Here is a 24,426-nt window from a genome sequence, read left to right on the forward strand (position 1 = left end):
TCAGATGCCTGCGGGGGTGCGTGCGTGCCAGTCGGTGGCCTGCTGGAATCGGTTCGCCGCCTGCAGCAGACGCGCCTCCTGCAGATAGTTGCCGATGAGCTGCAGGCCCACCGGCATGCCGCCCTCGCCAAAGCCCACGGGATGGCTCATGCCGGGCAGGCCGGCCAGGCTGGCCGGCAGGGTGTAGATGTCGGCCAGATAGTCGGCCAGGGCGTCCTTTTCGGCACCGATCTTCCAGGCGACGCTGGGAGCCACCGGGCCGGCGATCACGTCGCACTGCGTGAACGCCTGCTGGAACTCGTTGGCGATGAGACGGCGGATCTGCTGGGCCTTGAGGTAGTAGGCGTCGTAGTAGCCGTGGCTGAGCACGTAGGTGCCGGTGAGAATGCGGCGCTTGACCTCGGGGCCGAAGCCTTCGGAGCGGGTCTTCTCGTACATGTCGCCCAGGTCGGTGTACGCCGCCGCCCGGTGGCCGAACTTGACGCCGTCGAAGCGCGACAGGTTGGAGCTGGCCTCGGCCGGCGCGATGATGTAGTACACGGGAATGGCCAGCGGCGCATGCGGCAGGCTGATGTCCACGCGGCGCGCACCCAGCCGCTCGTATTCGGCCAGCGCCGCCTCGATGGCCTGGCGCACGTCGTCCTGAAGCCCGTCGCCCAGGAATTCCCGGGGCACGCCGATGCGCAGGCCCTCCAGGCTCTGGCCGAGCGAGCGGGTGTAGTCCTCGGCCGGCAGGTCGAGCGAGGTGGAATCGCGCAGGGCGTCCCCCCCGCACATGGCCGACAGCAGCAGTGCGCAGTCTTCGGCGGTGCGGGCCATGGGGCCGGCCTGGTCGAGGCTGCTGGCAAAGGCCACCATGCCGTAGCGGCTGGCACGCCCGTAGGTCGGCTTGATGCCGGTCACGCCGCAGAAGGCGCTGGGCTGCCGGATGGAGCCGCCGGTGTCGGTGCCGGTGGCCGCCGGTGCGAGCCGGGCCGCGATCGCCGCAGAGCTGCCGCCGCTGGAGCCGCCGGGCACGCGCGTCACGTCCCAGGGGTTGTGCGCCTTGGCGTAGGCGGAGTTCTCGGTGCCGCTGCCCATGGCGAATTCGTCGCAGTTGAGCTTGCCGAGCGTGACCATGCCGGCGCCGTCGTCCTGCCCGCCCTGGTCCCGGTTGCCGAAGCCCAGACGGGCCACCACGGTGGCGTCGAAGGGGCTGCGGTAGTTTTCGAGCATGCGGCTCGCGGCCGTGGTGGGCCATTCGCGCGTGACGAAGATGTCCTTGTGGGCAATCGGCACGCCCGTGAGCGGGGTGGCCGTGCCGGCGGCGCGGCGCGCATCGGCGGCGCGGGCCTGGGCAAGGGTGGTCTCGGGGTCGATACTCAGGTAGGCGCCCAGATCGGGGCGGGCCTGGCTGCGCTGCAGAAAATGCTGGGCCAGCTCGACGGCGCTGGCTTCCTTGCGGTCGAGCATCTGGCTCAGGCCGGCAACGGTGGATTGGTGAAAATCACTCATGGGGGGCAATCAAGGGTTCGGAACGCAGGGCCTGCAAGGCCATGCGATGCCATGGGAGAACGCGGCAGTCCGGGCAGGAAGGCCGGCAAGACGAATCAAGGGCAGGCGATCACTCGATCACGCGCGGCACCAGGAACAGCCCGTCCTGCACGGCCGGGGCGCTGACCTGGTTGCGCTCGCGCTGATCGGGCTCGCTCACCACGTCGTCGCACAGCCGCAGCGCCACCTCCTGCATCACGTCGGTGGGATGCGCCAGCGGCTGCAGGCCCGTGGTGTCCACCTGCTGCATGGGGCCCACGACGGTGTCGAAGAACTGGTTGAGGTGGGTGCGCAGGCGCTCGCCCTCGTCGGGCGTGAGGGCCAGCCGCGACAGCTTGGCAATGAAGGCGATGTTCTCGGCGGTAAGGGACATGGTGAAATCGATGCGTCCGGGCAAGAAGTGGCCCCGGATCGGGAGGCTCCGGGAGTGCGCCGGCAGCGCCCGGAAAGCGGGCCGGCACACGGGCTGCAGAAGGCCCGCAAGGAATGGTGTGCAGTGCAAAAAAGGCTTGCGGCGCATACCCTTGCGAACGCATATACGGTATTATCTAAGGTTTAACACGGTGGGGTATTGTTTCTGCCGTTTCGTGGTTTTTGCGGTCCGAGAAGCAGCGCCACTTCCCGCGCGCAGGCTCTTTCCAACCCCTTCCACACCCCTCATTTTTGCACATTGCCGCAGGGCCGCCGCAGGCCGCCCTGGGCACACGAAGGACTACGCACATGTTTAACGGTTTCCGTCGGTACTTCTCCACCGACCTGGCCATCGATCTCGGCACCGCCAACACCCTCATCTGCACCCGCGACAAGGGCATCGTGCTCGACGAGCCCTCGGTGGTCGCCATCCGCCAGGAAGGGGGCCCCAGCGGCCGCCGCGTGATCCAGGCCGTGGGCAAGGACGCCAAGGCCATGCTGGGCAAGGTGCCCGGCAACATGGAAGCCATCCGCCCGATAAAGGACGGCGTGATCGCCGATTTCGTGGTCACCGAGCAGATGATCAAGCAGTTCATCAAGATGGTGCACCCCCGCTCCCTGATGAAGCCCAGCCCCCGCATCATCATCTGCGTGCCCTGCGGTTCCACCCAGGTCGAAAAGCGCGCCATCCGTGACGCCGCTCTCGGTGCCGGCGCCAGCGAGGTGTTCCTGATCGAGGAGCCCATGGCCGCCGCCATCGGCGCAGGCCTGCCGGTGAGCGAGGCAAGCGGCTCCATGGTGGTGGACATCGGCGGTGGCACCACCGAGGTGGGCGTCATCAGCCTGGGCGGCATGGTCTACAAGGGCAGCGTGCGCGTGGGCGGCGACAAGTTCGACGAGGCCATCATCAACTACATCCGCCGCAACTACGGCATGCTCATCGGCGAGCAGACCGCCGAGGCGATCAAGAAGGAAATCGGCTCCGCGTTCCCCGGCAGCGAGGTGCGCGAAATGGAAGTCAAGGGACGCAACCTCTCCGAAGGCGTGCCGCGCAGCTTCACCGTGAGCAGCAACGAAATCCTCGAAGCCCTCAACGATCCGCTCAACCAGATCGTCAGCGCCGTCAAGACCGCGCTCGAAATGACCCCGCCGGAACTGGGTGCCGACATTGCCGAACGCGGCATGATGCTCACCGGCGGCGGTGCGCTGCTGCGCGACCTCGACCGCCTGCTGGCCGAGGAAACCGGCCTGCCGGTGCTGGTGGCCGAGGAGCCACTGACCTGCGTGGTGCGCGGCTGCGGCATCGCACTCGAACGCATGGACCGTCTGGGCAGCATCTTCACCAACGAATGATGCCCGTGGCCGGGTGCCTGTCGGCGTCTCGTCCGCTGGTGCCACTCCTCCCCCTCCGTTCTCTCTCCCCTTCTCTGCCTGCGTCAGGCGGCATCGGTGGCCTGCGGGCAGCGCTGCCGATGGCGCTGGCCGCCGGAGCCGGGCTCGCCCATGTCGCTGCAGCAGCTTGAACGCACGCCTCCCCTCTTCCGCCGGGGGCCGTCGCCCCTGACGCGACTGGCCATGGCCGGGGCGCTGTCGGTGTTTCTGATGGTGGCAGACAGCCGCTTCCATGTCGGGGACGGCATGCGCAGCGCCATTGCCACCGTGCTGTCGCCGCTCCAGTGGCTCGGCGCCCAGCCGGTGCGGGCCGTGGACCTCATGGGCGGCTATGTCACCACGGTCGAATCGGCCAAGCACAGCCAGGAGCAGGCAGCCCTGCTGGTGTCGCAGCAGTCGCTCAAGGCCCAGCGCGCCGACCTGCTCGAACGCGAGAACGCCCAGCTCCGCCATCTGCTCGGCCTGAGCGAGGCCCTCCCCATCCGGGCCCGGGCAGCCGAAGTGGTGTACGTGGCTCCTGATCCGTTCACGCGCAAGGTGGTGATCAACCGCGGCAGCAGCCACGGTCTGGCCGTGGGTTCGCCGGTCATCGACGAGTACGGTCTGGTGGGACAGCTGGTGCGCGTGTACCCGTTCAGCAGCGAAGTCTCGCTCATCGACAACCCCGAACAGCCCACGCCGGTGCTCAACAGCCGCACCGGCGAGCGCGGGCTGGTGTACGGCGACAGCCAGTCGCCCAAGAGCAGCGCGCTCGAAGTGCGCTTCCTGACCAACACGGCCGATTTCCGGGTCGGCGATGTGCTCATGACGAGCGGCATCGGCGGGATCTATCCGGCGGGCCTGCCGGTGGGCACTGTCACGCTGGTGGACCGGCGCGGCAACACGGCCTTCGAGCGCGTGCAGGTCAAGCCGGCAGCGCGCCCGCTGTCCATGGGCTACGTGCTGGTGCTCGAACCGCAGAAGGTAGCCAGCAACGAGGCCACGGCCGCCGCGAGCGCCCCCGACGCATCGGCCGCCAGCGGAGCGGCCAGCGCGCCGGCCCGCGGCAAGGCGTCCAGAAATAAGGGAGCCCGCAAGCCATGATCGAGCGCGACCAACAGCTGCTGCTGCCCGTGCGGCCGTCCTACATCGTCGGCACGCTGCTGGCGGCGCTGATGCTCAACCTGCTGCCCTTTGGCCGCGCGCCCTGGGCGCCGGACTTCCTGCTGGTGACGGTGGCGCTGTGGTGCCTGTACCAGCCTGCCCGCGTGGGCGTGGGCGTGGCCTTCTGCCTCGGGCTGGTGATGGATGTGCATGCCACCACGCTGCTCGGCATCCATGCACTGTCCTACAGCGTCATGGCCAGCACGGTGCTGCTGTTGCACCGGCGCCTGCAGTGGTTTCACCCGTTCACGCAGGCGCTGCAGATGGCGGCGGTGTTCGTGGCCGTGCATGCCCTGACCTGGGTGCTGAGCATGGCCAGCGGCGGGCAGTTTCCCGGCTGGGAGCTGCTGGGAGCGCCCGTGGCCGAGACCCTGCTGTGGCTGCCGGTGAGCATGATCCTGCTCGCACCGCAGCGCCGTGCCCCGGACCGCGACCTGACCCGGCCGCTCTGATCCTCTTTTCCCTGTCTGCATGCCCATGCGCCGCAAGGACGATTCCTCCCTTCCCGTTGCCAAGGAGCTCCGGAACGCCGCGAACCAGCAGGAGCTGGTGCAGCAGCGGCTGCTGGCCATGGCGATGCTGGTGCTGCTGTGCTTTGCGCTGCTGACCTGGCGCTGGGTGGTGATGCAGGTGGTGCGCCACAAGGACTACATCGCCCAGGCCGAGAACAACCGCACGGCCACGGTGCCGATCACCCCGAGCCGGGGCGACATCGTGGACCGCAACGGCATCGTGCTGGCGACCAACTACACCGCCTACACGCTGGAGCTCACGCCCAACAAGATGCCGGATGTGCAGGCCACCATCGACCAGCTCGCGCAGCTCGTGACCATCACGCCGGCCGACCGCAAGCGCTTCCGGCGGCTGCAGGCCGACAGCAGGAGCTACGAGCCCATCCCCCTGCGCAGCCGCCTGAGCGACGAGGAAATCGCACGCATCGCCACCCAGCTCTACCGTCTGCCGGGCGTGGAGGTGAATGCGCGGCCCTTCCGCTACTACCCCTACGGCGAGCTGGCGAGCCACGTCATCGGCTACATCGGACGCATCAACCAGAAGGAAAAGGACGCGATCCAGGACAGCGAGGACGGCCCCAACTACCGGGGCACCGACCACATCGGCAAGCTCGGCATCGAGCAGAGCTACGAGACCGAGCTGCACGGCACCTCCGGCAGCGAGCAGATGGAGACCACGGCAGGCGGCTTCATCGTGCGCCGGCTCTCGTCGACGCCGGCCGTGCCGGGCAAGACCGTGGTGCTGTCGATCGACATCCGGCTGCAGAAGCTGGTGGAAGACCTGTTCGGCTCCCGGCGCGGCGCCCTCGTGGCCATCGACCCGCGCGACGGACAGGTCCTGGCCTTCGTGAGCAAGCCTACGTTCGATCCGAACCTCTTCGTCGACGGCATCGACCAGGACAGCTGGCAGGCCCTCAACGATTCAGCCGACAAGCCGCTGCTCAACCGCGCCCTGCGCGGCACCTATCCCCCCGGCTCGACCTACAAGCCCTTCATGGCGCTGGCGGCGCTGGAAACCGGCAAGCGCAAGCCCGGCGACACCATCTATGACCCGGGCTACTGGATCTACGGCAATCACCGCTTCCGCAGCCCCGAGGCCGGAGGTCTCGGCATGGTGAACCTGGCGCGCGCCATCACCATGTCGAGCAACGTGTACTTCTACATCCTGGCGCACGACATGGGCGTCGATGCCATCCATGACTTCATGGCCCCGCTCGGATTCGGCCAGCGCACGGGCATCGACCTGCAGGGCGAGGCACGCGGCGTGCTGCCCAGCCAGGAGTGGAAGCGCAAGACCTTCAAGCGCCCGGCCCAGCAGCGCTGGCTGCCCGGCGAGACGATTTCGCTCGGCATCGGGCAGGGCTACAACAACTTCACCATGCTGCAGGTGTCCCATGCGCTCGCGACCATGGTCAACGGCGGCAACAACTACCAGCCCCGCGTGGCCCTGGCGCTGCAGGACGCGGTGTCGCACCAGTTCGTGCGCCCCGACCGCAACAAGCCCGTGTACCTCGGCTACAAGCCCGAGAATGTCCAGCTCGTCAAGAACGCCATGGTCAACGTGACCGTCGCAGGCACCTCGCGCATGTCGTTCAGCGGGGCAGGCTACGTGAGCGGAGGCAAGACCGGCACCGCCCAGGCCGTCACGCTCGGCCAGCACCAGCGCTACAGCGCCTCGGCCATGAGCGAACGCAAGCGCGACCATTCGCTCTACGAAGCCTTTGCCCCGGCGGACCATCCCACCATCGCGCTGGCCGTGATCGTGGAAAACGCCGGCTTTGGCGCCACGGCAGCCGCGCCGATTGCCCGGCGTGTGCTCGACTACTGGATCAAGGGGCTCTACCCGAGCGAGGCCGACATCGAGGCCGTCTCCCACGGCGGTGGGGCGGGCAATCCGGGCGGATCGCGTCCCGTCGCCACCCTGCCCTGGCCGCCTGCGGGCATGAAGCTGCTCACCCCCGTGCGCAACAGCAACCGGGGCGTGACGGCCATCAGCGCACTCACGGGCCCCTCCGCCCCGGCACTCACCCATGCCATGGCCAGCAGCGGCGCGGTGCCGCCCGCGCAGGCAGCGGCGGCAGCAGCCCCCGGCAGTGCGGCAGCGCCCTCGGCTGCGGCGGCTTCGGGAGCCGCCCCGCAGGCCTCGGCGGCCAGTGCCCCTCCGCCCTACGCCCCGCCGCCTGCGGCGCTGCGGCTCAACCAGCTCTTCCTGCGGCTGCCCGGGCAAGGGTCCATTCCGCGTCCCGTCCCGGCACCGGCTCCTTCCGCTCCGGCCTCGGGCCTGGCCCCAGAAACGGCACGACGCGTACCGCCTGCCCCTGCTGCTGCCAGCGCGGTGCGACGCTGATGCCGAAAGGGATGGACATGGCCTCCGGTGCAGCTTCTTTCCCTGCTCCCTCCGCTGAAGGTCTGTCCATGACCGGCCCCGCCCTGCTGACCGTCTCTGCGGCGGGAGACTCTCCCGTGCCGGAAGCACGCTCCCCGGACAGTTCGGGCCTGACGCTGGGAGACTGGGCCGGATCGGCCCTGCTGCATGCGGCCGTGCTTGCAGGGGTGCTGCTGGTGGCCCGGCAGGTGCCCACTCACACACCTCCCGCACCGCCATCTCCTCCGCAGGACCTGCAGGTTCTGTGGATGCCCAAGGAAGCGGCTCCGGCCACTGCCGTACCCGCCCCCGAATCATCCCCCCGCCCGGACGAATCCCCTCCCGACACATCCACCCCCCAGCCTGCCCCGACACGACAGGTCCGTCCTGCCCCACCGGATGCAGAACGCGCCCGGCCGGTGACGGCCCATGCCCCGGCTGCCACCTCTCCGGCGCCCGCCCTGACGGCACGCGCCCTGCGCACCACGTCCCCCGCCCGCGCTGCCCACAGGACTCAACGCCATGATGCGTCTGCCGGGCCGCAGACTTTGGAGACGGCGCCTCCATCTGCAGGGGGCACGCATTCCGGCGGCTCTGTCTCTGCGCCAGCCCTGCGGTCGAACTCCGAATCGGCAGGCCATCAGGGGGCGGCGACGCCGGCCCGGTGGACAGATCTGCTGCAGGCCCGCGTGCGGCAGCTCCGGCGCTACCCGGCCCTGGCCGAACGCCTGCAGCAGCAGGGACAGGTCGTGGTGCAGGTTCGCCTGGCTGCCGATGGCGCCCTGCTCGGATGCGAGGTGGTCGAGGGCTCGGGCACCGGCATTCTGGATGAGGCGGCGCTGGAGCTGGTGCGTCGCGCCGTGGCGTCGGTGCGCAGCAGCGTGGGCGGGCCCGGCACGCCCCTGCAGCGACGCGTGCCGGTCATCTACCGGCTCGAATGACGCCCCACCGGCCCCGCAGGGCACGGCACGGGGCCGGGCACCGCCCTCCCCCGCCATGCAGCCAGGGAGAGAGCTGCCACGCGGGCATGCTGGGAATCAGAACTTCATCTTCACGCCCACATAGAACGAGCGGCCCGGTCCGGGCACGGCAATGCCCCAGGGAATGGCATTGATGCCCATGGTCTTGCCCTGGCCGGCATAGGCGCCACCGAGCGGCAGGTAGTAGAGCTTGTTGAGGGCGTTCTCGACCCCGACATCCAAGCGCAGGTTCTTCCACTCGTAGCTGCTGCGCAGGTGCAGCAGCCCGTAGCCGGGCGTGCGGATCTCGTTGCGCGGAGTGGAGACGTGGTCCTTGGCGGCAACGCCTTCCCATTCGATGCGGTTGTTCCAGCCCCCGAGCTGGTGCGCCAGAGTGAGCCTGGCGTGCAGCGGCATGACGTTGTAGAGGTCATGCCCGGTATCGAGGTTGCGGCCCCGGGTATAGCCCAGCGCCCCCTGCAGCTCCCAGTCGCCCCAGGCGGTATGCCCCAGCGCAGCACGGCCGGAAAGATCCAGCCCGTAGAGCCGCGCGGTCTGGTTGGCATAGCGCAGCACGACGAACTGGTCCGTGCGCAGCACGGTGCTGGCGCTGCCGGTGGCGGCGTTGCCGCTCCACTGCACGGCGTCGATATAGTCGCGCACATGGGTGTAGTACGGCGTGACCTGCAGCTCCCACGACCGATCCGGTGCATGCAGGTCGAAGGTGGCCGACAGGGTATCGGCCTTCTCGGGCTTGAGCGCCGGATTGCCGAAGTAGCCGTTGCCGTCGCCCACGGTGTTGTTCATGACCGCCGCCATGGGCCAGGTCGACCAGCTGTAGCGTTCGTACAGATTGGGCGCGCGCTCCTTGTGCGCGTAGCCGAACTGGATGTCGCGGCCTGCGTCGAGCGTGTAGCGGGCCATGGCGGTCAGATCGACGGTGTAGTCGGTGCGTCGGCGCTCGGCCGTGTTGAGCGTGGCCGCGTCGCTGATCTGGTTGGCCATGGTGGTGCCGGCGGTGGCCGTGGGCGCCGTGTCCTGGTTGTAGCCATGCACGGGCGCAGCGTCCGAGGTGACGCGCTCCAGCCGCAGTCCGAGCTGGGTGAGCCACTGCGGGCTGTGGCGTTTTTCCCATTCGCCGTACAGGGCCACGCGCTCGCGCAGACCGTCGCGAAGGTTCCAGAATGTATAGGGCGCCATCATGCCGGTGCCCGAGACGGGCCACCAGTCGGCCAGGGTGTAGCGCTGGTATTCGGTGCCGGCACGCAGGGTGCCGCGTTCACCGAGATCGACGGTGGCCCCGAGCCGGGCACCGGTGGTGTGGCTGCGCGTGTACATGGGCATGCCGGGCGCCGTGCCGTACCAGAACTGCTTGTCCTCGCCAAAGTTCATGTAGTGGTCCACCTCCTCGTGGTAGACCTGCGCCTGCAGGGTGCCCCAGTCGAACTCGCCCGTGTAGCGCAGGTTGACGCGCGTCTGCTGGTTGTCGAGCATGTCCATGCGCTGGTTGGGATAGAGCTGGTAGGGCAGGTTCTGGCGGCTGTAGGTGGCCTCGACCAGATTCCCGCCGCTGCGCCATGCCACGCCCAGCGCATGGTTCTGCGTCTTGTAGGCGGTGGAGCCCACCACGTCGCGGTCCAGCGTCTGACCGGGATTGCCGGTGGCGGTGAACGTCCTGAAATCGCCCCCGGCACGATAGTCTCCGCCCTGCGCCACCGAGCCGCGATAGCTCAGGCTGAGCGCATCGGTCGCCAGGGTGGCCGACACATCTGCACCCCGCACATGCCCGTTGCTGCGGTAGAAGCCGCCGATCTCGCCGGTGGCTAGCGTCTTGCCCGCCTCGGCAAACACAGGGGGCTTCGTCTCCACCACGATCGAGCCGCCGATGCTGTCGCCGCCCACGCTCACGGGTGTGAGCCCCGCATACACCCGGGCACTCTGCACCACCGACGGTGCCAGATACGACAGCGGAGGATTCATGTGGTTGGGGCAGGAAGCGATGGCATCGACCCCGTCGACGGTGATGCGCAAGCGGTCATCGGCGAGCCCATGCACCACCGGCAGGCTGGACACCCCGCCGGCCGACTGCAGGGCCACGCCGGGCACATCGGCCAGCAGCGCGGCGGTATCGCTGGTGGTGGGTTTTCTGGCTTCCAGGGCGGCGCCCTGGAGCGTCGCGGAACCGCGGGTCAGGCTGCGCGCGGAGGGTGCTGTCACCGTCACGGGAGCCAGTTCGGGCGCATCGGTCGCGGGCTCCTCGGCCCAGGCCGAAGGCAGCCCCGCGATCACGAGGGCAATGGGAGTCAGGGAATGACGGGAAAGGGAAGTGGACACAATGGACCTCGTCTGCAGACATGCGGGCACGCCGGCCCCCCTTGCAGGGAAACGCACAGGCAGAGCCCGCCCCCGGTCGAATGCCACCGGGGTCAGGAATCGAAAGAAGGGAAGAAAGAGCCCACCTGCCCCATCCACCGACCTCTGCAGCCGCCTGCCGGCCCCATGGCAGGGTCGGACAGGCGCACAGCGCGGCCCCACCTCCAGGCCACCTCGCACAGGCAGCCCGGCAAACGGGAAGGGAAAAGAACACGTCAGGAAGGCCCCAGGCCTCGGTAGCGCACAGGGCGACCGGGCATCAGGCAGAACGCCAGCAGGCCAGCGGCCGGCTCGGCTTCAGAACCACAAAGGCGCGTCTGCAGGAGGACCGCGCGGCGGAGCCGACCAGGGCACCCGCAGCACAGGCGGCGGGGGCACCACCAGGTCGGCCACGATCTGCGCTGCGGCCGCGAGCACCGGCAGGGCCGGAGGCAGCGACGGCGGTGCCTGCCGGTCCGTGGCCAGCACGCACAGCGGGCAGACATCGAGCGAGAACCCGTGGTCGCCGCCTGCGGCATGGGCTCCGTCGCCTTCCTCGTCTCCCGCCTGAACCCAGCGCATGCCATCGGCGCTGCAGACCATCTCCCAGCCGCCCACACCCTCGGCGGCCAGTGCGCGCGACACCGTCGGCGCCATCACGGCCAGCGCCATCAGCAGACCGCTCAGAAAGGCGATCCAGCGCTGCCGGCGGGGATGGAGAAGGGAGACGGACATGTCGAAAGACTTTACTGCGGGAAGGGGCATTATAGGGGGCGGGCTTCCTCAGCCCCGCGCCTCCCAGTCGCCGCCTCCGGCGTAGATCTCCAGCCCCAGCCGCACCACGGCCGCCACTTCCGGCCCCACCTCGTCGCGAAACTCGGCCTCGGCCTGCGCCACGGCACGCTCGAAGCCGCCGAGCCAGGCCAGCCCGATGGACGTGAACACGATGCGCCGGGCCCGTGCATCGGCCGGGTCCTGCTCGCGCCGCACCAGCCCCCAGGCCTCGCACTGATCCACCAGCGACGCCATGGCCTGCTTGCGCATGCCCGCCGCAGCTGCCAGATCGGTGAGCCGCCCCCCCTGCAGGGGCAGGTGGCGCGTGAGGTGGATGTGCGCCGCGCCCACCTGCTGGCGGGCCGCCAGATTGGACAGCGCCAGCGGCACCTCGGGGTCCTGCGCCATGAGCTGCAGCACCCGGGCATCGAAGCGCCGCATGGCATGCCCCAGCAGGCGCCCCAGATGGCTGGCCCGCCAGTCGTCCGGCGGCGTGGGCAGCGCCCGGTGGCTGCGCATCCGCCCGCCCTGGGGGGTACGTACTCCTGCCATGATCGGCTCCCGAAGAAGAGAATGGCCGCATTCTAATCTGGTCATGCAAACTGACCAACAAACTGCTTTACAAGCCGATATACGCCCCTAAACTACTGTCTACGCATCCAGCATGATCTTTTGCACAGTTTCCCCACAAGGAGTTTGTCATGGCAGCCGTCGACCAGAATGAAAAAGCCAAGGCCCTGCAGGCCGCCCTCGCCCAGATCGAGAAGCAGTTCGGCAAGGGCACTGTCATGCGCCTCGGCGAGGGCGAGCCCATCGAGGACATCCAGACCGTCAGCACCGGCTCGCTCGGACTGGATGTGGCCCTGGGCGTCGGGGGCCTGCCGCGCGGCCGGGTGATCGAGATCTACGGCCCCGAATCGTCCGGCAAGACCACCCTCACCCTGCAGGTCATTGCCGAAATGCAGAAGACCGGCGGCACCTGTGCCTTCGTCGATGCCGAGCACGCACTCGACGTGCAGTACGCCCAGAAGCTCGGCGTGCGGCTGCCCGACCTGCTCATCAGCCAGCCCGACACCGGCGAACAGGCGCTGGAAGTGGTGGACAGCCTCGTGCGCAGCGGCGCCGTCGACCTGGTCGTGATCGACTCGGTGGCCGCCCTCACCCCCAAGGCCGAAATCGAGGGCGACATGGGCGACCAGCTCCCCGGCCTGCAAGCCCGCCTCATGAGCCAGGCCCTGCGCAAGCTCACCGCCACCATCAAGAAGACCAACTGCATGGTCATCTTCATCAACCAGATCCGCATGAAGATCGGCGTGATGTTCGGCTCGCCCGAAACCACCACGGGCGGCAACGCGCTCAAGTTCTACTCCAGCGTGCGCCTCGACATCCGCCGCGTCGGCACCATCAAGAAGGCCGACAGCGCCATCGGCAACGAGACCAAGGTCAAGGTCGTCAAGAACAAGGTGGCCCCGCCCTTCAAGGACGCCCACTTCGACATTCTCTACGGCGAAGGCATCAGCCGCGAGGGCGAAATCATCGACATGGGCGTCGAGGCCCGCATCGTCGACAAGGCAGGCGCCTGGTACTCCTACAACGGCGAGAAGATCGGCCAGGGCCGCGACAACACGCGCGAATTCCTGCGCGAGAACCCCGACCTCGCCCGCGAGATCGAGAACAAGGTCCGTGCCCATCTGGGCGTGATCCAGCTCCCGCCCATCGCCGCGCCTGCGGCAGCCGCAGCCGAGGAAGCCGCCCCGGATTCCGGCACCCACTGAGGCGCCGGCCGTCCATGCGTCCCCCACTCACCCTGAAAGCCAAGGCCCTGCAGCTGCTGGCCACGCGCGACCACTCGCGCGCCGAGATGGAGCGCAAGCTCGCCCAGTGGCTGCAGCAGCAAGCCCGCCAGGCGCAGGAGCGTGCAGCCGCACGCGGGCACTTCCAGACCGACAGCCGCCCTGCCGAACGCGATCTTGATGACAGCCCCCTCCCGCAGGAGCTGCCCTGCGTGGAGTCTGGCGACGCCGATGCCAAAGCCGGCTCCCACGCAGAGATTGCCCGGGTGCTCGACGACATGACGGCGCGCGGCTACCTGAGCGAAGAGCGGGCAGCACAGTCGCTGGTGCACCGCCGTGCCGGCCGCATGGGCGATGCGCGCCTGGCTCAGGAGCTGCGGCAGAGAGGGCTGGACGCCACGGTCATCGACGCCACACTCGCCGGGCTGCGCGCTGCCGACGATGAACCTGCCCGGGCATGGGCCGTGTGGCAGCGCAAGTTCGGCACGCTCCCCTCCTCGCCTCAGGAGCGGGCACGGCAAACCCGCTTTCTGGCCAGCCGGGGGTTCCGGCACGACACCATCCGGAAGGTGCTTTCCGGCAGTCTGGAAAACCCCGACGGCGACGGAAACACCCTCTGCTGCCCCGAAGACGGCCCCTGATGCTGACCGGGCGATTTTCCCCTCAGGAAGCCCGGGAAGCCGCCCATCGGCACGTGGGCACCCGGACGGAGGCGGCCGCAGGGAATTCCTTCGCAGGCACTCCGTTCAGCGACGGATCTCGCCCTGCCCCAGCACCACGTACTTGAGCGAGGTCAGTCCCTCGATGCCCACCGGCCCGCGTGCATGGAACTTGTCGGTGCTGATGCCGATCTCGGCACCCAGTCCGTACTCGAAGCCGTCGGCAAACCGTGTGCTGGCGTTGACCATGACACTGGCCGAATCCACCTCGCGCAGAAAGCGCTGGGCATGCACATGGTCCGTCGTGACGATGGCATCGGTGTGGTGCGACGAATAGCGGTTGATATGGGCAATGGCCTCGTCCACGCCCGCCACGACCCGGATGCTGATGATCGGCGCGAGGTATTCGGCCGACCAGTCGGCCTCGGTGGCCTCGGCGAGTCGGGCATCCTGCAGGGCCGGATCGGCCGCCAGAATGGCACGCGCCTCCGGGTCGCACCGCATCTCGACGCCCTTGTCGCGGTACACGGCCGCGATGCGCGGCAGAAAGTCCGCCGCCACCCCACGCGCCACCAGCAGGCTCTCGGTCGCGTTGCAGGGGCTGTATTTCTGGGTCTTGGCATTGTCGGCAATGGTCACGGCCATGGCCACGTCGCACGGATGGTCGACATAGGTGTGGCAGTTGCCGTCCAGATGCTTGATGACCGGCACCTTGGCCTCGGCGCTGATGCGCTCGATGAGTCCCTTGCCGCCGCGCGGGATGATCACGTCGACATAGTCCGGCATGGCAATGAGCTGCCCCACGGCCGCACGGTCGGTGGTGGGCACGAGCTGCACCGCATCCTCGGGCAGACCGGCAAGCTGCAGGGCACGACCCACCAGCCTCGCCAGCGCCTTGTTGGAGTCGATGGCCTCGCTGCCACCTCGCAGGATGCAGGCATTGCCGCTCTTGATGCTCAGGCTGGCGGCCTCGATCGTGACGTTGGGACGGCTCTCGTAAATCATGCCGAACACGCCCAGCGGAACCCGCATCTGCCCCACCCGGATGCCGCTCGGCTGCTCGCGCATGCCGCTGATCTCGCCGATGATGTCCGCCATGGAGGCCAGCTGCAGGCAGCCTTCCTGCAGGGTGGCGATGATTCCGGGCGTCAGGCGCAGGCGGTCCACCATGGGCGCAGCCAGTCCGGCCGCCTGGGCCCGGGCAACGTCGGCCTCGTTGGCCTCCTGCAGCTCCGGCCCTGCCTCTCCCAGCAGGCGCGCCAGCTCGCGCAGGGCCTGGTTTTTCCGGGCCGCCGGGGCGCGTGCCATGACGGCGGAAGCCGCGCGCGCGCGTGCGCCCATGTGCTGCATGAGGGTGGAAACGTCTTGGGAAGTCATGTGCTGTACGGAATCGAAGGGAAGGAGCAATGCGCAAAGGCCGCGCTACGGCGGCCGATCTCCCTGCAATGATAAGCGCAACGTCCCGACAGCGCCTGCTGCGGATCGGTCAGGCGGCCGCGCGCATCTGCCGGCAGACCATGAAAGCCAGCCGCTGCAGGGCCTGCCACGGATCGTCGGGCCACTCGGGCACCCGGATGCCCTTGACGATGCCGTCCACGACATGGGCTGCATGGACCAGCCGGGCCAGCGCACGCCCGTCCAGCCGGGGCACCACGCGCTCGAACAGGCGCTCGCGCAGCCCCCACACGCGCTGCTCGCGCAGGGCCATGGGCAGCGGCTTGCCGCCATCCATGGACTGGCGCACACGCGCCAGCGCGCGAATGTCTTCGGCCAGGACATAGTGCACCAGCACGGCGCTTTCGCCCTCGGCCTCCAGGCCGTCGAGCATGCGCTCGACCCGCTCGACCTGCCCGGCCAGCACAGCCTCGCCGAGCTTGAAGGCGTCGTAACGGGCCACGTTGAGCACGGCGGACTCGATCTGCGCGGCACCGAGTTCGCCTTCGGGGTACAGCAGGGCCAGCTTCTGGATTTCCTGGTGGGCAGCCAGCAGGTTGCCCTCGACCCGGTCGGCAAAGAAACGCAGCGCATGTTCGCCCTCGGCTCCGGCGGCGACCTGCTGCCCCTGGGCGCGCAGGCGCTGGGCGATCCACTGCGGGAGCTGCTGGCGCTCCACGGCGTCGATCTGCACAGCCACCCCATGGGATTCGAGGGCCGTGAACCAGCCGCTCGCACGGGCCGTGCGGTCCAGCCGCGGCAGGGTGACGATCACCAGCAGGCTGTCGCTCCCGTCGACCGCTTCCGCGAGCTGCTGCAGCGCGGCCGCACCGTCCTTGCCCGGCTTGCCGCCGGGAATGGCGATTTCCACCAGCCGCCGGTCGGCAAACAGGCTGAGCGACTGGGCTGCACCGAGCACCTCGCCCCAGTCGAAGTGGGCGCCGCTCACGGTATGGCTGGTGCGCTCCGCAAAGCCAGCGGCACGTGCGGCCGCTCGCACGGCATCGACGGCCTCCTGCACGAGCAGTGGCTCGCTGCCGTGAAACACGTACAGCGGGCGGAGTTCCTTGCGCAGCTGCTGTGCCAGCTGGGCGGCGGGCAGGTTCATAGGCTCCTGACCGCGCCGAGCCGCCGCAGGATCTGCTGCACGGCGTCGATGCGCATGTCGCGGTAGAGGGTGGCGAATTCCTCGTCCTTGGACAGGGTCTGGGTTTCGTTGTAGCTCACGTCGCGCGCGAGCTCCAGCGTGTTGCGCGCGATCAGCTCCTTGCCGCCTGGCGTGACCAGGGCAAAGTCGACCAGCACGCGCAGCTCCACCTCCAGCACCTGGGCAGTAGGCCCGCGCGCAACCGCCACCTGTTCCTGCCGGTCCGAGAGGATCTGCAGGATCACGTCGGCCTCGTTCCGGTGGGCCGCCTCGGTGACGATGCGCACCTGGGGCGCCAGCAGGCGCCGGAGCCGCGAAACGATGACCGACTTGGGATCGCCCTCGATGTAGATCGAGTGGAAGGCCAGCACCGGCGCCTCGCGCAGGTGAAAGCCGCAGCCGCCGAGCGCGAGCGCGGCAGCCGAGGCACCGGCCGCCGCCAGCGGCACGTGCAGGAGAAAATGCCGGCGTTGCATGACCACCCTCACACGACGAGGTTGACGAGGCGCTTGGGCACCACGATGACCTTGCGGGGCGCGGCGCCTTCGGCAAAGCGCTGGAAGGCCTCGCTCGCCACGGCCACGGCCTCGATCGCGGCACGGTCGGCATCGGCCGGCACGCGGATGCTGCCGCGCAGCTTGCCGTTGACCTGCAGCATGAGCTCGATCTCGTCCTGCACCAGCGCGGCTTCGTCCACCTCGGGCCAGGGCGCGTCCAGCAGCACTCCCATGCGTCCCGTGTAGCCCAGCTCGGTCCACAGGGCGGCGGTGATGTGCGGGCACACCGGATAGAGCACGCGCAGCAGAATGCCAAAGCCCTCGGCCAGGGCCATGGCGTCCTCGGCCGAACCCTCGGCGGGACGGAATCCCTCCAGCGTGTTGAGCATCTTCATCACGGCCGACACCACCGTGTTGTACTGCATGCGCTCGTAGTCGTAGTTGGCCTGGCGCAGCGTGGTATGAATTTCCAGACGCAGCTGGCGCGCGGCCGCCCCGTAGGCGGGCTGGCTGCCGGACTGGTCGACCGGGGCCTGGCCGGCCTGCAGGGCATCGCGGTGGCGGTAGGCAAAGCTCCACACACGCCGCAGAAAGCGGTAGCTGCCCTCCACGGCGGCGTCGTTCCATTCGAGAGTGGCCTCGGGCGGCGCGGTGAACATGGTGTAGAGCCGCGCGGTATCGGCACCGTACTTCTCGATGAGCAGCTGGGGATCGACCCCATTGTTCTTGCTCTTGGACATGGTGCCCACGCCCTCATAGTCGATTGGCGTGCCCACGGGCAGCTCGCCGTCGGCACTGGGTATGGCCTTGGTGAGGCGCGCCCCGATGATCTTGCCGCCTTCGTCGAGCACGTTCTCCACGTCGCTGGGCCAGAAATACTCCTTGCCCCCCTTGGCCGTGCGCCGGCTGTAGATGTGGTTGAGCACCATGCCCTGCGTGAGCAGCCGCTGGAAGGGCTCGTCGCACTCCACCAGCCCCAGGTCGCGCATGACCTTGGTCCAGAAGCGCGCGTACAGCAGATGCAGGATGGCGTGCTCGATGCCACCGATGTACTGGTCCATCGGCATCCAGTAGTTGGTGCGGGCATCGACCATCTTGTGGTCATTGCCCGCGCAGGTGTAGCGCATGTAGTACCACGAGCTGTCCACGAAGGTGTCCATGGTGTCCGTCTCGCGGCGTGCGGGCTTGCCGCAGATCGGGCAGGTCACGCCATGGTGGAAGCCTTCGTGGCGCAGCAGCGGGTTGCCACTGCCGTCTGGGATGCAGTCCTGCGGCAGCACCACCGGCAGATCCTTCTCGGGCACCGGCACCGGGCCGTGCTCCTCGCAGTGGATGATGGGAATCGGGGTGCCCCAGTAGCGCTGGCGGCTGATGCCCCAGTCGCGCAGGCGCCAGGTGGTTTTCTTCTCGCCCAGCCCCTTGCCGGCCAGCACGGCGGCCACCGCATCGACGGCCTCGTGGTAGCCCAGTCCGCTGAAGTCGCCGGAATTGATGGTGACGCCCCGGGTCTTGTCCGCGTACCAGTCCTGCCAGTGGTGGTAATCGAAGGGGGGCTCGTCCTCGACCAGCACCACCGGCTTGATGGGAATGCCGTACTTGAGGGCAAAGGCGAAGTCGCGCTCATCGTGTGCGGGCACGCCCATGACGGCGCCATCGCCATAGCCCATGAGCACGTAGTTGCCCACCCACACGGGCACCGGCACCCCCAGAATGGGGTGTGTCACGGTCAGCCCCGTGGGCATGCCTTCCTTTTCCTTGAGGGCGAGCTCGGCCTCGGTGGTGCCGCCCTGCTTGCACTTCTCGATGAAGGCGGCCAGCTCGGCATTGTCCCGCGCCGCATGCTGGGCGAGCGGATGCTCGGGCGCCACGGCACAGAAAGTCACGCCCATGATGGTGTCGGCGCGGGTGGTGAAGACGTACATGCGCCCGCCGCCTATGGCCTCGCCATCCTCGCCACGGATGTCGTGGGGAAAGGCGAAGCGCACCCCCTCGCTCTTGCCGATCCAGTTCTCCTGCATCAGGCGCACGCGCTCGGGCCAGCCTTCGAGCGTGGCCTGCGGATTGCCCACCTGCACATGGGTGAGCAGCTCCTCGGCGTAGTCGGTGATCTTGAGGTAGTAGCCGGGGATTTCACGCTTCTCGACCAGCGCGCCGGTGCGCCAGCCCCGGCCGTCGATGACCTGCTCGTTGGCCAGCACGGTCTGGTCGACCGGGTCCCAGTTCACGACCTGGGTCTTGCGGTAGGCGATGCCCTTTTCGAGCATCCTGAGAAACAGCCACTGGTTCCAGCGGTAGTAGTCAGCATCGCAGGTCGCCACCTCGCGGCTCCAGTCGATGGCCAGGCCCATGGACTGCATCTGCTTCTTCATGTAGGCGATGTTGTCGTAGGTCCACTGGGCCGGCGGCACCCCGTGCTTGATGGCCGCATTCTCGGCCGGCAGACCGAAGGCATCCCACCCCATGGGCATGAGCACGTTGAAGCCCTTCATGCGCAGGTGGCGCGTGAGCATGTCATTGATGGTGTAGTTGCGCACGTGTCCCATGTGCAGCTTGCCGCTGGGATAGGGCAGCATGGAACAGGCATAGAACTTGGGCTTCTGGTGGCCTGCGGCGTCAGGGGCATCCTCGCTGACGGTGTAGGCATGGGCATCGCGCCACGTCTGCTGGACGGCGGCCTCGATCGGGGTGGGCTGGTAGTTTTCTTGCATGGCAAAGTCGCCTGGGACAGGAACAGGCGTCACAAGGGAGATGGCGCGCGCAGCGGCAGGCCGTGAGGACGGCGCCCGGCTCGAAAACCGGGGGCGGCATCGGCCTGCTGCGCGAAACTTGAAATATACCGCACCACCTCCCCGGCAGCACGCATCAGCCCCCGGTCCGGCTGCCTTCCGTACAGGGCTCCAGGAGGCCCCAATCGCTTTCGGATACGGTAAAGTGGAGGGCTTTTGTCCCCAAAAGGCCGCAAACCGATTGCTTTGCCGGTTCATGGGCCTCTTTTTCAGGAACGCCGCCATGTCTCTCATCCTCACCCAACCCGTCACCGGCCCCGCTGCCTGGACGGCAGCCGACTTTCGCGAGCGCCAGGACTGGGTCTACCCGCTGTCGCCCGCATCGATTGCAGTGCTGGATGCGGCACTCGCCACCCTCAAGGCGCGCGGGCTGCGCTACCCCGACTTCACCCGAGAGGACTTTCCGATCGAGGCCCTCGCGCCCCAGCTGCACGCATGGGCCGACGCGCTGGAGGACGGTCGCGGCTTCGTGGTGGTGCGCGGCATTCCGGTGGAGCGCTACACCGACGAGGAAGTGCAGGCCGTGTGCTATGGCCTGGGCCTGCATCTGGGCAGACCCGTGCGCCAGAACCCGCGCGGAGACCTGCTGGGCACCGTCTCGGCCGTGGGCAACGCGCAGGACAGACACACCCGCGTCTACGAAACCAACCTCTACCTGCCCTACCACACCGACCCTTCCGATGTGGTGGGCCTGCTGTGCCAGCGCAAGGCCAAGGAGGGCGGCCTGTCGAGCCTCGTGAGCGTGGCCGCCATCTACAACCAGATCCTTGCCGAACACCCCGAATACCTCGGCCTGTACTACAAGCGCTGGTACATGGCCCACCTGTGCCAGGACACGCCCGCGCTGTCGGCCCTGTTCAGCTACCACGAAGGCAAGCTGAGCTGCCGCTACCTGCGCCAGTACATCGAGCTGGGTCACGAGATCATGGGGCTGCCCCTGTCGGCCGTGGAAATCAAGGCGCTCGACATTTTCGACGAGGCCATCCACAACCCCGAGCACCGCATCGACATGATGCTCGAACCTGGCGACCTGCAGCTGGCCAACAACAACGTGGTGCTGCATTCGCGCACCGGCTTCGAGGACCACGACGACCCGGCCCAGCGGCGCCGCCTGCTGCGGCTGTGGCTGCAGATGCCCAACGCCCGCTCGCATTCGCCCGACTTTCCGGGGCGCAACGGCTTTCCCGACCCCGTGCCCGCAGCCGCTCCCGCCACGGTGTAAGCACAGATCCCCAGTCCCCTGCCCTCGCAGGAGGGCATCGAAGGCAGACCTTTTTTACTGCAGCCGCGACAGAATGTCCTGCTCGAAGGCGTACAGGAACTCCTCCTGCTCGCGGCTCTGCACATAGCTGGGCCGGATGGAGCGCAGCCGCTCGATCGCGCCCTGCGCCCCCACGCCGCCCTGGTGGATCATCCAGCACGCCAGAATGGTGCCCGTGCGGCCTATGCCTGCCTTGCAGTGCACGGCGATCCGCTCGCCCTGGTCCATGGCGCGCTGGATGCGCTTGCTCACCATGTAGGCCTGCGTGATGCTCGGCGCCTCGCGGTCGTAGATGGGAAAGTGGATGTTGCGCAGGCGGTTGCGCGTCAGCGCCGCCTGGTCCAGGTCGGTCTCGGTCAGCGTGAGCAGCATGGTGATGCCCACCTGCGCCAGCAGATCGAGGTCGTAGTCGATCGGCCGCAGCAGGCCCGGCTGCGCGCAGCCCGCCAGCTTCAGGGGCACGATCCACGAGAATCCATCGGGCACATGGGTGCTGTGCAGCATCACCTTGCCCACCATGGCCGAATCCTGCACTCCCTGCCCGTCCGGCATGGGCAGCACTCGCCGCCCTGCCCCTTCTGCCGGTGCGGACTCCCCTGCCGCCGCCGCAGGCAGCGCTGCGGCAGGTGCCGCCTCAGAGTCCGCCTGCAGCTCGTGCTCGGGCACAGACTCTTCGACAGCAGACTCTTTGGCCGCAGGCACAGAGGCAGATGCAGACACAGCCTCCACTTCTGCCTCGACAGACTGTGCCGGCATCGGGACAGGTTCCTGTGCTTCTGCCGCCGGCGCCGTCACATCGGGCTCAGGCTCGGGCGCAGGCACCCGATCCTCAGGAAGGGGAGCAGATGCTGCCTTCACCGGCTGCCCGACAGGCTGCACTGCCGGAGATGCGGGCTCTCCCGAAGGGGCCGCTTGGTGCAGGCTCTCGCGCAGGGCGCGTCCTTCATCGGTCAGCCATTCCTCGGGCGCGTCGGGCGACGGCAGATCCAGGCTCCCGGTGTGGATGAAGTGATCGGCCAGGGCATTGACCGGATGCGTGAAGAACTCCGATACCGGCGCACTCGCCACGGCCTGCCCCCCGCCAATGAGCAGGATGCGGTCGCCGAGGCGCCGGGCTTCCTGCTGGTTGTGCAGCGACACCAGGAGCGGATGGTGCTGCGAGATGTTGCGCAGCAGCGGCAGCAGGGCTGCCACGGAATCAGGCTTCATGCCGAAGGTGGGCTCGTCGAGCAGCAGCAGCGACGGCGCCGTGAGCGCATGCGCCAGCGTGATGAAGGCATAGCGCTGCCAGTCCGGCAGGTCGATGACAGCCTGCGACATCCGCCCCGAAAGGGCGGACATGCCGTAGCGCGTGAGCAGCGCCTCGGCCCACTCGCCGGCATCCAGATGGGGCACATGGTGCGCAGCCTGGCGCTGGCGCACGAGCACATGAAAGGCCTCGCGCACTGTGGCCTGGAGCATGCGCACATGCTGCCGCATGAGTGGCACCGGCCCCGCCTCCTCCAGAGGGACTCCGTTGAGGCGGATGTCCCCCCATTGCCGCATGTGCACATTGCCGCGGTACTGACCGGCCAGCGTGCGCATGAGGGTGGACTTGCCGGTCTTGGTCGGCCCCATGAGAATGGTGATGCCCTGCAGGGGAATCTGGGCATTCAGCCCCTGAAAGACCACATGCTGTCCAAAGGAACAGCCGAACTCCCTGAGTTCCAGCATGGCATGCGGGTGTCCGTTACCGGATTGCGTTGCTTGCATGAGCAAGCCCTCCCCATTCTTCTGAATACTTACACGGACATTTCAATCTCCGGCATGGCCATGCGTGCCTTGGTCAGCACCATGCCGAGATTGGCATGCTTGCGACACACGAAAATGGCCACGTAATCCGGATATTTCTTGCCACGCAGAAAGACGTGGATCAGGTTGTCGCTGTTGACCAGGATTTCCTGGAAATAATGGTGCCCATCGTCCACCAGACCACGCGCCTGGTTGAACAGTTTTTCGATCATGGACACGTTGGGACCCGCGAACAGATCCGCAGTGGCGGCCGCCACGAGAGACAGCACCTCCTGGGGATGCGAGTCGACTGTCTTGACCGACAGCAGCATGCCCGAGGCAATGTCGACATAGCCCAGCGCCAGGCATTCGGGAACGGTCTGCACGGCAGCAGCAATCTGGGTATCGAGGGACATGGCGGCAATCTCCTGTAATTCGTGAATGAAAATGAATATCTTCCCCTTGCAGGAGGAATATTTCCACCTGCCACCCGCTTCTCATGGATTTTCCGTTCATATACGCACATGAGCATATGAATATATATGACATCCATCGAAGCACACCGACCGGCGGATGCAGCAGGGTTTCCACGGATCATAGCCATCCAGAATAAACTCTGGCGGACATGCCCCATAAAACCATTACTGCAGATGCATTTTCATTCTACGCAAGATTTTGTCGCGCACCTGACAGGCACCGAAGATTAAATTTCATTCATGATCAAAATAATTTGTACATTAATAAGCATCAATGAAAATACATGAATTGCCCGCGCCCGCAGCCCGTGCTCACTGTCCCCGGAACATGAAATACACCGCCCCCAGCAGACACAGCCCCGCCCACAGATAGTCGAGCCGGAGGGGCTGCTTCATGTAGAACACCGCAAAGGGCATGAACACGGTCAGGGTGATGACCTCCTGCATGACCTTGAGCTGCCCCAGACTGAAGACGGTGTAGCCCAGGCGGTTGCCCGGCACCTGCAGCAGATACTCGAACAAGGCAATGCCCCAGCTGGCCAGCGCCGCCACATACCAGGGGCGCGTGGCCAGCTCCCGCAGGTGGGCGTACCACGCAAAGGTCATGAACACATTGCTGCACAGAAGCAGCAGCACAAAGCCCCAGGCGGGGCGAATGGACATCAGCATGGCAAGAGACGTGCCCGCAAGGCGCACGCAGCAAGAAAAATCACAGGGCCCAGGACCGCAGCAGGCCCCGCATCAGGATGCAGGCTGCACAGCCACAAAGCCGATGCGCGAAAGCCCGGCCTGCTGGGCCAGCCCCATGATGCGAGCCACAGTCCCGTAGGGCACGGTCTGGTCGGCGCGCAGCTGCACTTCGGTGGCCGATCGGGTCTGCGCCGTCTGCCGCAGGCTCGCGGCCAGCGCGGCCTCGGTGATCTCGGCATCGTTGAGGTAGAGGCGGCCATCGGCCTGCACCGAGATGCGCACGAACGCGGCGTCGGGCGCTGCCTGTCGGGTTCCCTGAGCCTGCGGCAGGTCGAGCGCGATGCGGCTCGCGAGCAGCGGCGCTGTGATGAGCAGAATGGCCACGAGCACCAGCATCACGTCGACGAGCGGCGTCATGTTGATATCGCTCATGGGGCGTTCACGCTCCGGGGTTTCGAACCGTCCGAGAGGC

21 protein-coding genes are annotated in these 24,426 nt (G+C 67.6%); 8 read left to right on the forward strand and 13 right to left on the reverse strand.

Translation table 11 applies throughout. The features are described 5' to 3' along the window. Positions 1-1,494, reverse strand: coding sequence for an Asp-tRNA(Asn)/Glu-tRNA(Gln) amidotransferase subunit GatA (gene gatA / locus ACE3P9_RS03090; protein ID WP_374491782.1), 1,494 nt, complete (start codon positions 1,492-1,494; stop codon positions 1-3). A 109-nt stretch (positions 1,495-1,603) separates the two neighbouring features. Then, positions 1,604-1,906: an Asp-tRNA(Asn)/Glu-tRNA(Gln) amidotransferase subunit GatC gene (gatC, locus tag ACE3P9_RS03095; protein WP_374491783.1), complete on the reverse strand. Its 303-nt coding sequence runs from the start codon at positions 1,904-1,906 to the stop codon at positions 1,604-1,606. 347 nt (positions 1,907-2,253) lie between these two features. On the opposite strand from gatC, the gene ACE3P9_RS03100 reads away from it, so the two are divergent. From ACE3P9_RS03100 to ACE3P9_RS03120, 5 genes are all read left to right on the forward strand, one after another. Then, positions 2,254-3,297 carry a rod shape-determining protein gene (locus tag ACE3P9_RS03100; RefSeq protein WP_374491784.1) on the forward strand — a complete coding sequence of 348 codons (1,044 nt, stop codon included), beginning with the start codon at positions 2,254-2,256 and terminating at the stop codon, positions 3,295-3,297. A 150-nt stretch (positions 3,298-3,447) separates the two neighbouring features. Continuing rightward, the gene (mreC, locus tag ACE3P9_RS03105) at positions 3,448-4,419 is read left to right on the forward strand and encodes a rod shape-determining protein MreC (RefSeq protein WP_374491785.1); all 972 of its coding nucleotides are present in this window, start codon (positions 3,448-3,450) and stop codon (positions 4,417-4,419) included. Then, positions 4,416-4,931 carry a rod shape-determining protein MreD gene (gene mreD, locus ACE3P9_RS03110; protein WP_374491786.1) on the forward strand — a complete coding sequence of 172 codons (516 nt, stop codon included), beginning with the start codon at positions 4,416-4,418 and terminating at the stop codon, positions 4,929-4,931. Before mreC ends, mreD begins: the two co-directional genes overlap by 4 nt. Positions 4,932-4,950: 19 nt before the next feature. Then, on the forward strand, positions 4,951-7,338 hold the full coding sequence (gene mrdA / locus ACE3P9_RS03115; protein WP_374491787.1) for a penicillin-binding protein 2: 2,388 nt from the start codon (positions 4,951-4,953) through the stop codon (positions 7,336-7,338). A 68-nt stretch (positions 7,339-7,406) separates the two neighbouring features. Further along, a complete protein-coding gene (locus ACE3P9_RS03120) occupies positions 7,407-8,297 on the forward strand; it encodes a TonB family protein (RefSeq protein ID WP_374491788.1) in 891 nt (296 codons plus the stop codon). Between the two features lie 96 nt (positions 8,298-8,393). Here the strand turns inward: ACE3P9_RS03120 and ACE3P9_RS03125 are convergent, their stop codons facing one another. The 3 genes from ACE3P9_RS03125 to ACE3P9_RS03135 form a co-directional block, all read right to left on the reverse strand. Next, the gene (locus ACE3P9_RS03125; protein ID WP_374491789.1) at positions 8,394-10,649 is read right to left on the reverse strand and encodes a TonB-dependent receptor; all 2,256 of its coding nucleotides are present in this window, start codon (positions 10,647-10,649) and stop codon (positions 8,394-8,396) included. Between the two features lie 336 nt (positions 10,650-10,985). Continuing rightward, positions 10,986-11,402: a DUF2946 family protein gene (locus ACE3P9_RS03130; protein WP_374491791.1), complete on the reverse strand. Its 417-nt coding sequence runs from the start codon at positions 11,400-11,402 to the stop codon at positions 10,986-10,988. Positions 11,403-11,450: 48 nt separating this feature from the next. Beyond that, positions 11,451-11,993: a MarR family winged helix-turn-helix transcriptional regulator gene (locus ACE3P9_RS03135; protein WP_374491792.1), complete on the reverse strand. Its 543-nt coding sequence runs from the start codon at positions 11,991-11,993 to the stop codon at positions 11,451-11,453. 149 nt (positions 11,994-12,142) lie between these two features. Here ACE3P9_RS03135 and recA point away from each other — a divergent pair, with 149 nt between their 5' ends. Both recA and ACE3P9_RS03145 read left to right on the forward strand, forming a co-directional pair. Next, positions 12,143-13,216, forward strand: a complete 1,074-nt coding sequence (gene recA / locus ACE3P9_RS03140) for a recombinase RecA (protein WP_374491793.1) — start codon at positions 12,143-12,145, stop codon at positions 13,214-13,216. Between the two features lie 14 nt (positions 13,217-13,230). After that, positions 13,231-13,875 carry a regulatory protein RecX gene (locus tag ACE3P9_RS03145; protein ID WP_374491794.1) on the forward strand — a complete coding sequence of 215 codons (645 nt, stop codon included), beginning with the start codon at positions 13,231-13,233 and terminating at the stop codon, positions 13,873-13,875. A gap of 105 nt (positions 13,876-13,980) precedes the next feature. Here the strand turns inward: ACE3P9_RS03145 and ACE3P9_RS03150 are convergent, their stop codons facing one another. From ACE3P9_RS03150 to leuS, 4 genes are all read right to left on the reverse strand, one after another. Continuing rightward, positions 13,981-15,270, reverse strand: coding sequence for a glutamate-5-semialdehyde dehydrogenase (locus tag ACE3P9_RS03150; RefSeq protein WP_374491795.1), 1,290 nt, complete (start codon positions 15,268-15,270; stop codon positions 13,981-13,983). Positions 15,271-15,379: 109 nt separating this feature from the next. Beyond that, positions 15,380-16,435 (reverse strand): DNA polymerase III subunit delta, encoded by a 1,056-nt coding sequence (holA, locus tag ACE3P9_RS03155; RefSeq protein WP_374491796.1) that lies wholly within the window; start codon positions 16,433-16,435, stop codon positions 15,380-15,382. Continuing rightward, on the reverse strand, positions 16,432-16,950 hold the full coding sequence (gene lptE, locus ACE3P9_RS03160; protein WP_374491798.1) for an LPS assembly lipoprotein LptE: 519 nt from the start codon (positions 16,948-16,950) through the stop codon (positions 16,432-16,434). The genes holA and lptE overlap by 4 nt, the downstream gene beginning before the upstream one ends. Positions 16,951-16,958: 8 nt before the next feature. Continuing rightward, on the reverse strand, positions 16,959-19,679 hold the full coding sequence (gene leuS / locus ACE3P9_RS03165) for a leucine--tRNA ligase (RefSeq protein ID WP_374491799.1): 2,721 nt from the start codon (positions 19,677-19,679) through the stop codon (positions 16,959-16,961). A 301-nt stretch (positions 19,680-19,980) separates the two neighbouring features. On the opposite strand from leuS, the gene ACE3P9_RS03170 reads away from it, so the two are divergent. Beyond that, positions 19,981-20,979, forward strand: a complete 999-nt coding sequence (locus ACE3P9_RS03170; RefSeq protein WP_374491800.1) for a TauD/TfdA family dioxygenase — start codon at positions 19,981-19,983, stop codon at positions 20,977-20,979. Positions 20,980-21,033: 54 nt separating this feature from the next. Here the strand turns inward: ACE3P9_RS03170 and ACE3P9_RS03175 are convergent, their stop codons facing one another. The 4 genes from ACE3P9_RS03175 to ACE3P9_RS03190 all read right to left on the reverse strand — a co-directional run bounded on the left by ACE3P9_RS03175 (position 21,034) and on the right by ACE3P9_RS03190 (position 24,386). Further along, the gene (locus ACE3P9_RS03175; RefSeq protein WP_374491801.1) at positions 21,034-22,770 is read right to left on the reverse strand and encodes a dual specificity protein phosphatase family protein; all 1,737 of its coding nucleotides are present in this window, start codon (positions 22,768-22,770) and stop codon (positions 21,034-21,036) included. Positions 22,771-22,799: 29 nt separating this feature from the next. Next, a complete protein-coding gene (locus ACE3P9_RS03180; protein ID WP_374491802.1) occupies positions 22,800-23,204 on the reverse strand; it encodes a hypothetical protein in 405 nt (134 codons plus the stop codon). A 372-nt stretch (positions 23,205-23,576) separates the two neighbouring features. Beyond that, complete coding sequence (locus tag ACE3P9_RS03185; protein WP_374491803.1) at positions 23,577-23,933, reverse strand: DMT family protein; 357 nt, start codon at positions 23,931-23,933, stop codon at positions 23,577-23,579. 72 nt (positions 23,934-24,005) lie between these two features. After that, positions 24,006-24,386, reverse strand: a complete 381-nt coding sequence (locus ACE3P9_RS03190) for an ExbD/TolR family protein (protein ID WP_374491804.1) — start codon at positions 24,384-24,386, stop codon at positions 24,006-24,008. Positions 24,387-24,426: the final 40 nt, after the last annotated feature.

The organism is Allobrachymonas sp. (genome assembly GCF_041912815.1).
Taxonomy (GTDB): domain Bacteria; phylum Pseudomonadota; class Gammaproteobacteria; order Burkholderiales; family Burkholderiaceae_C; genus Brachymonas.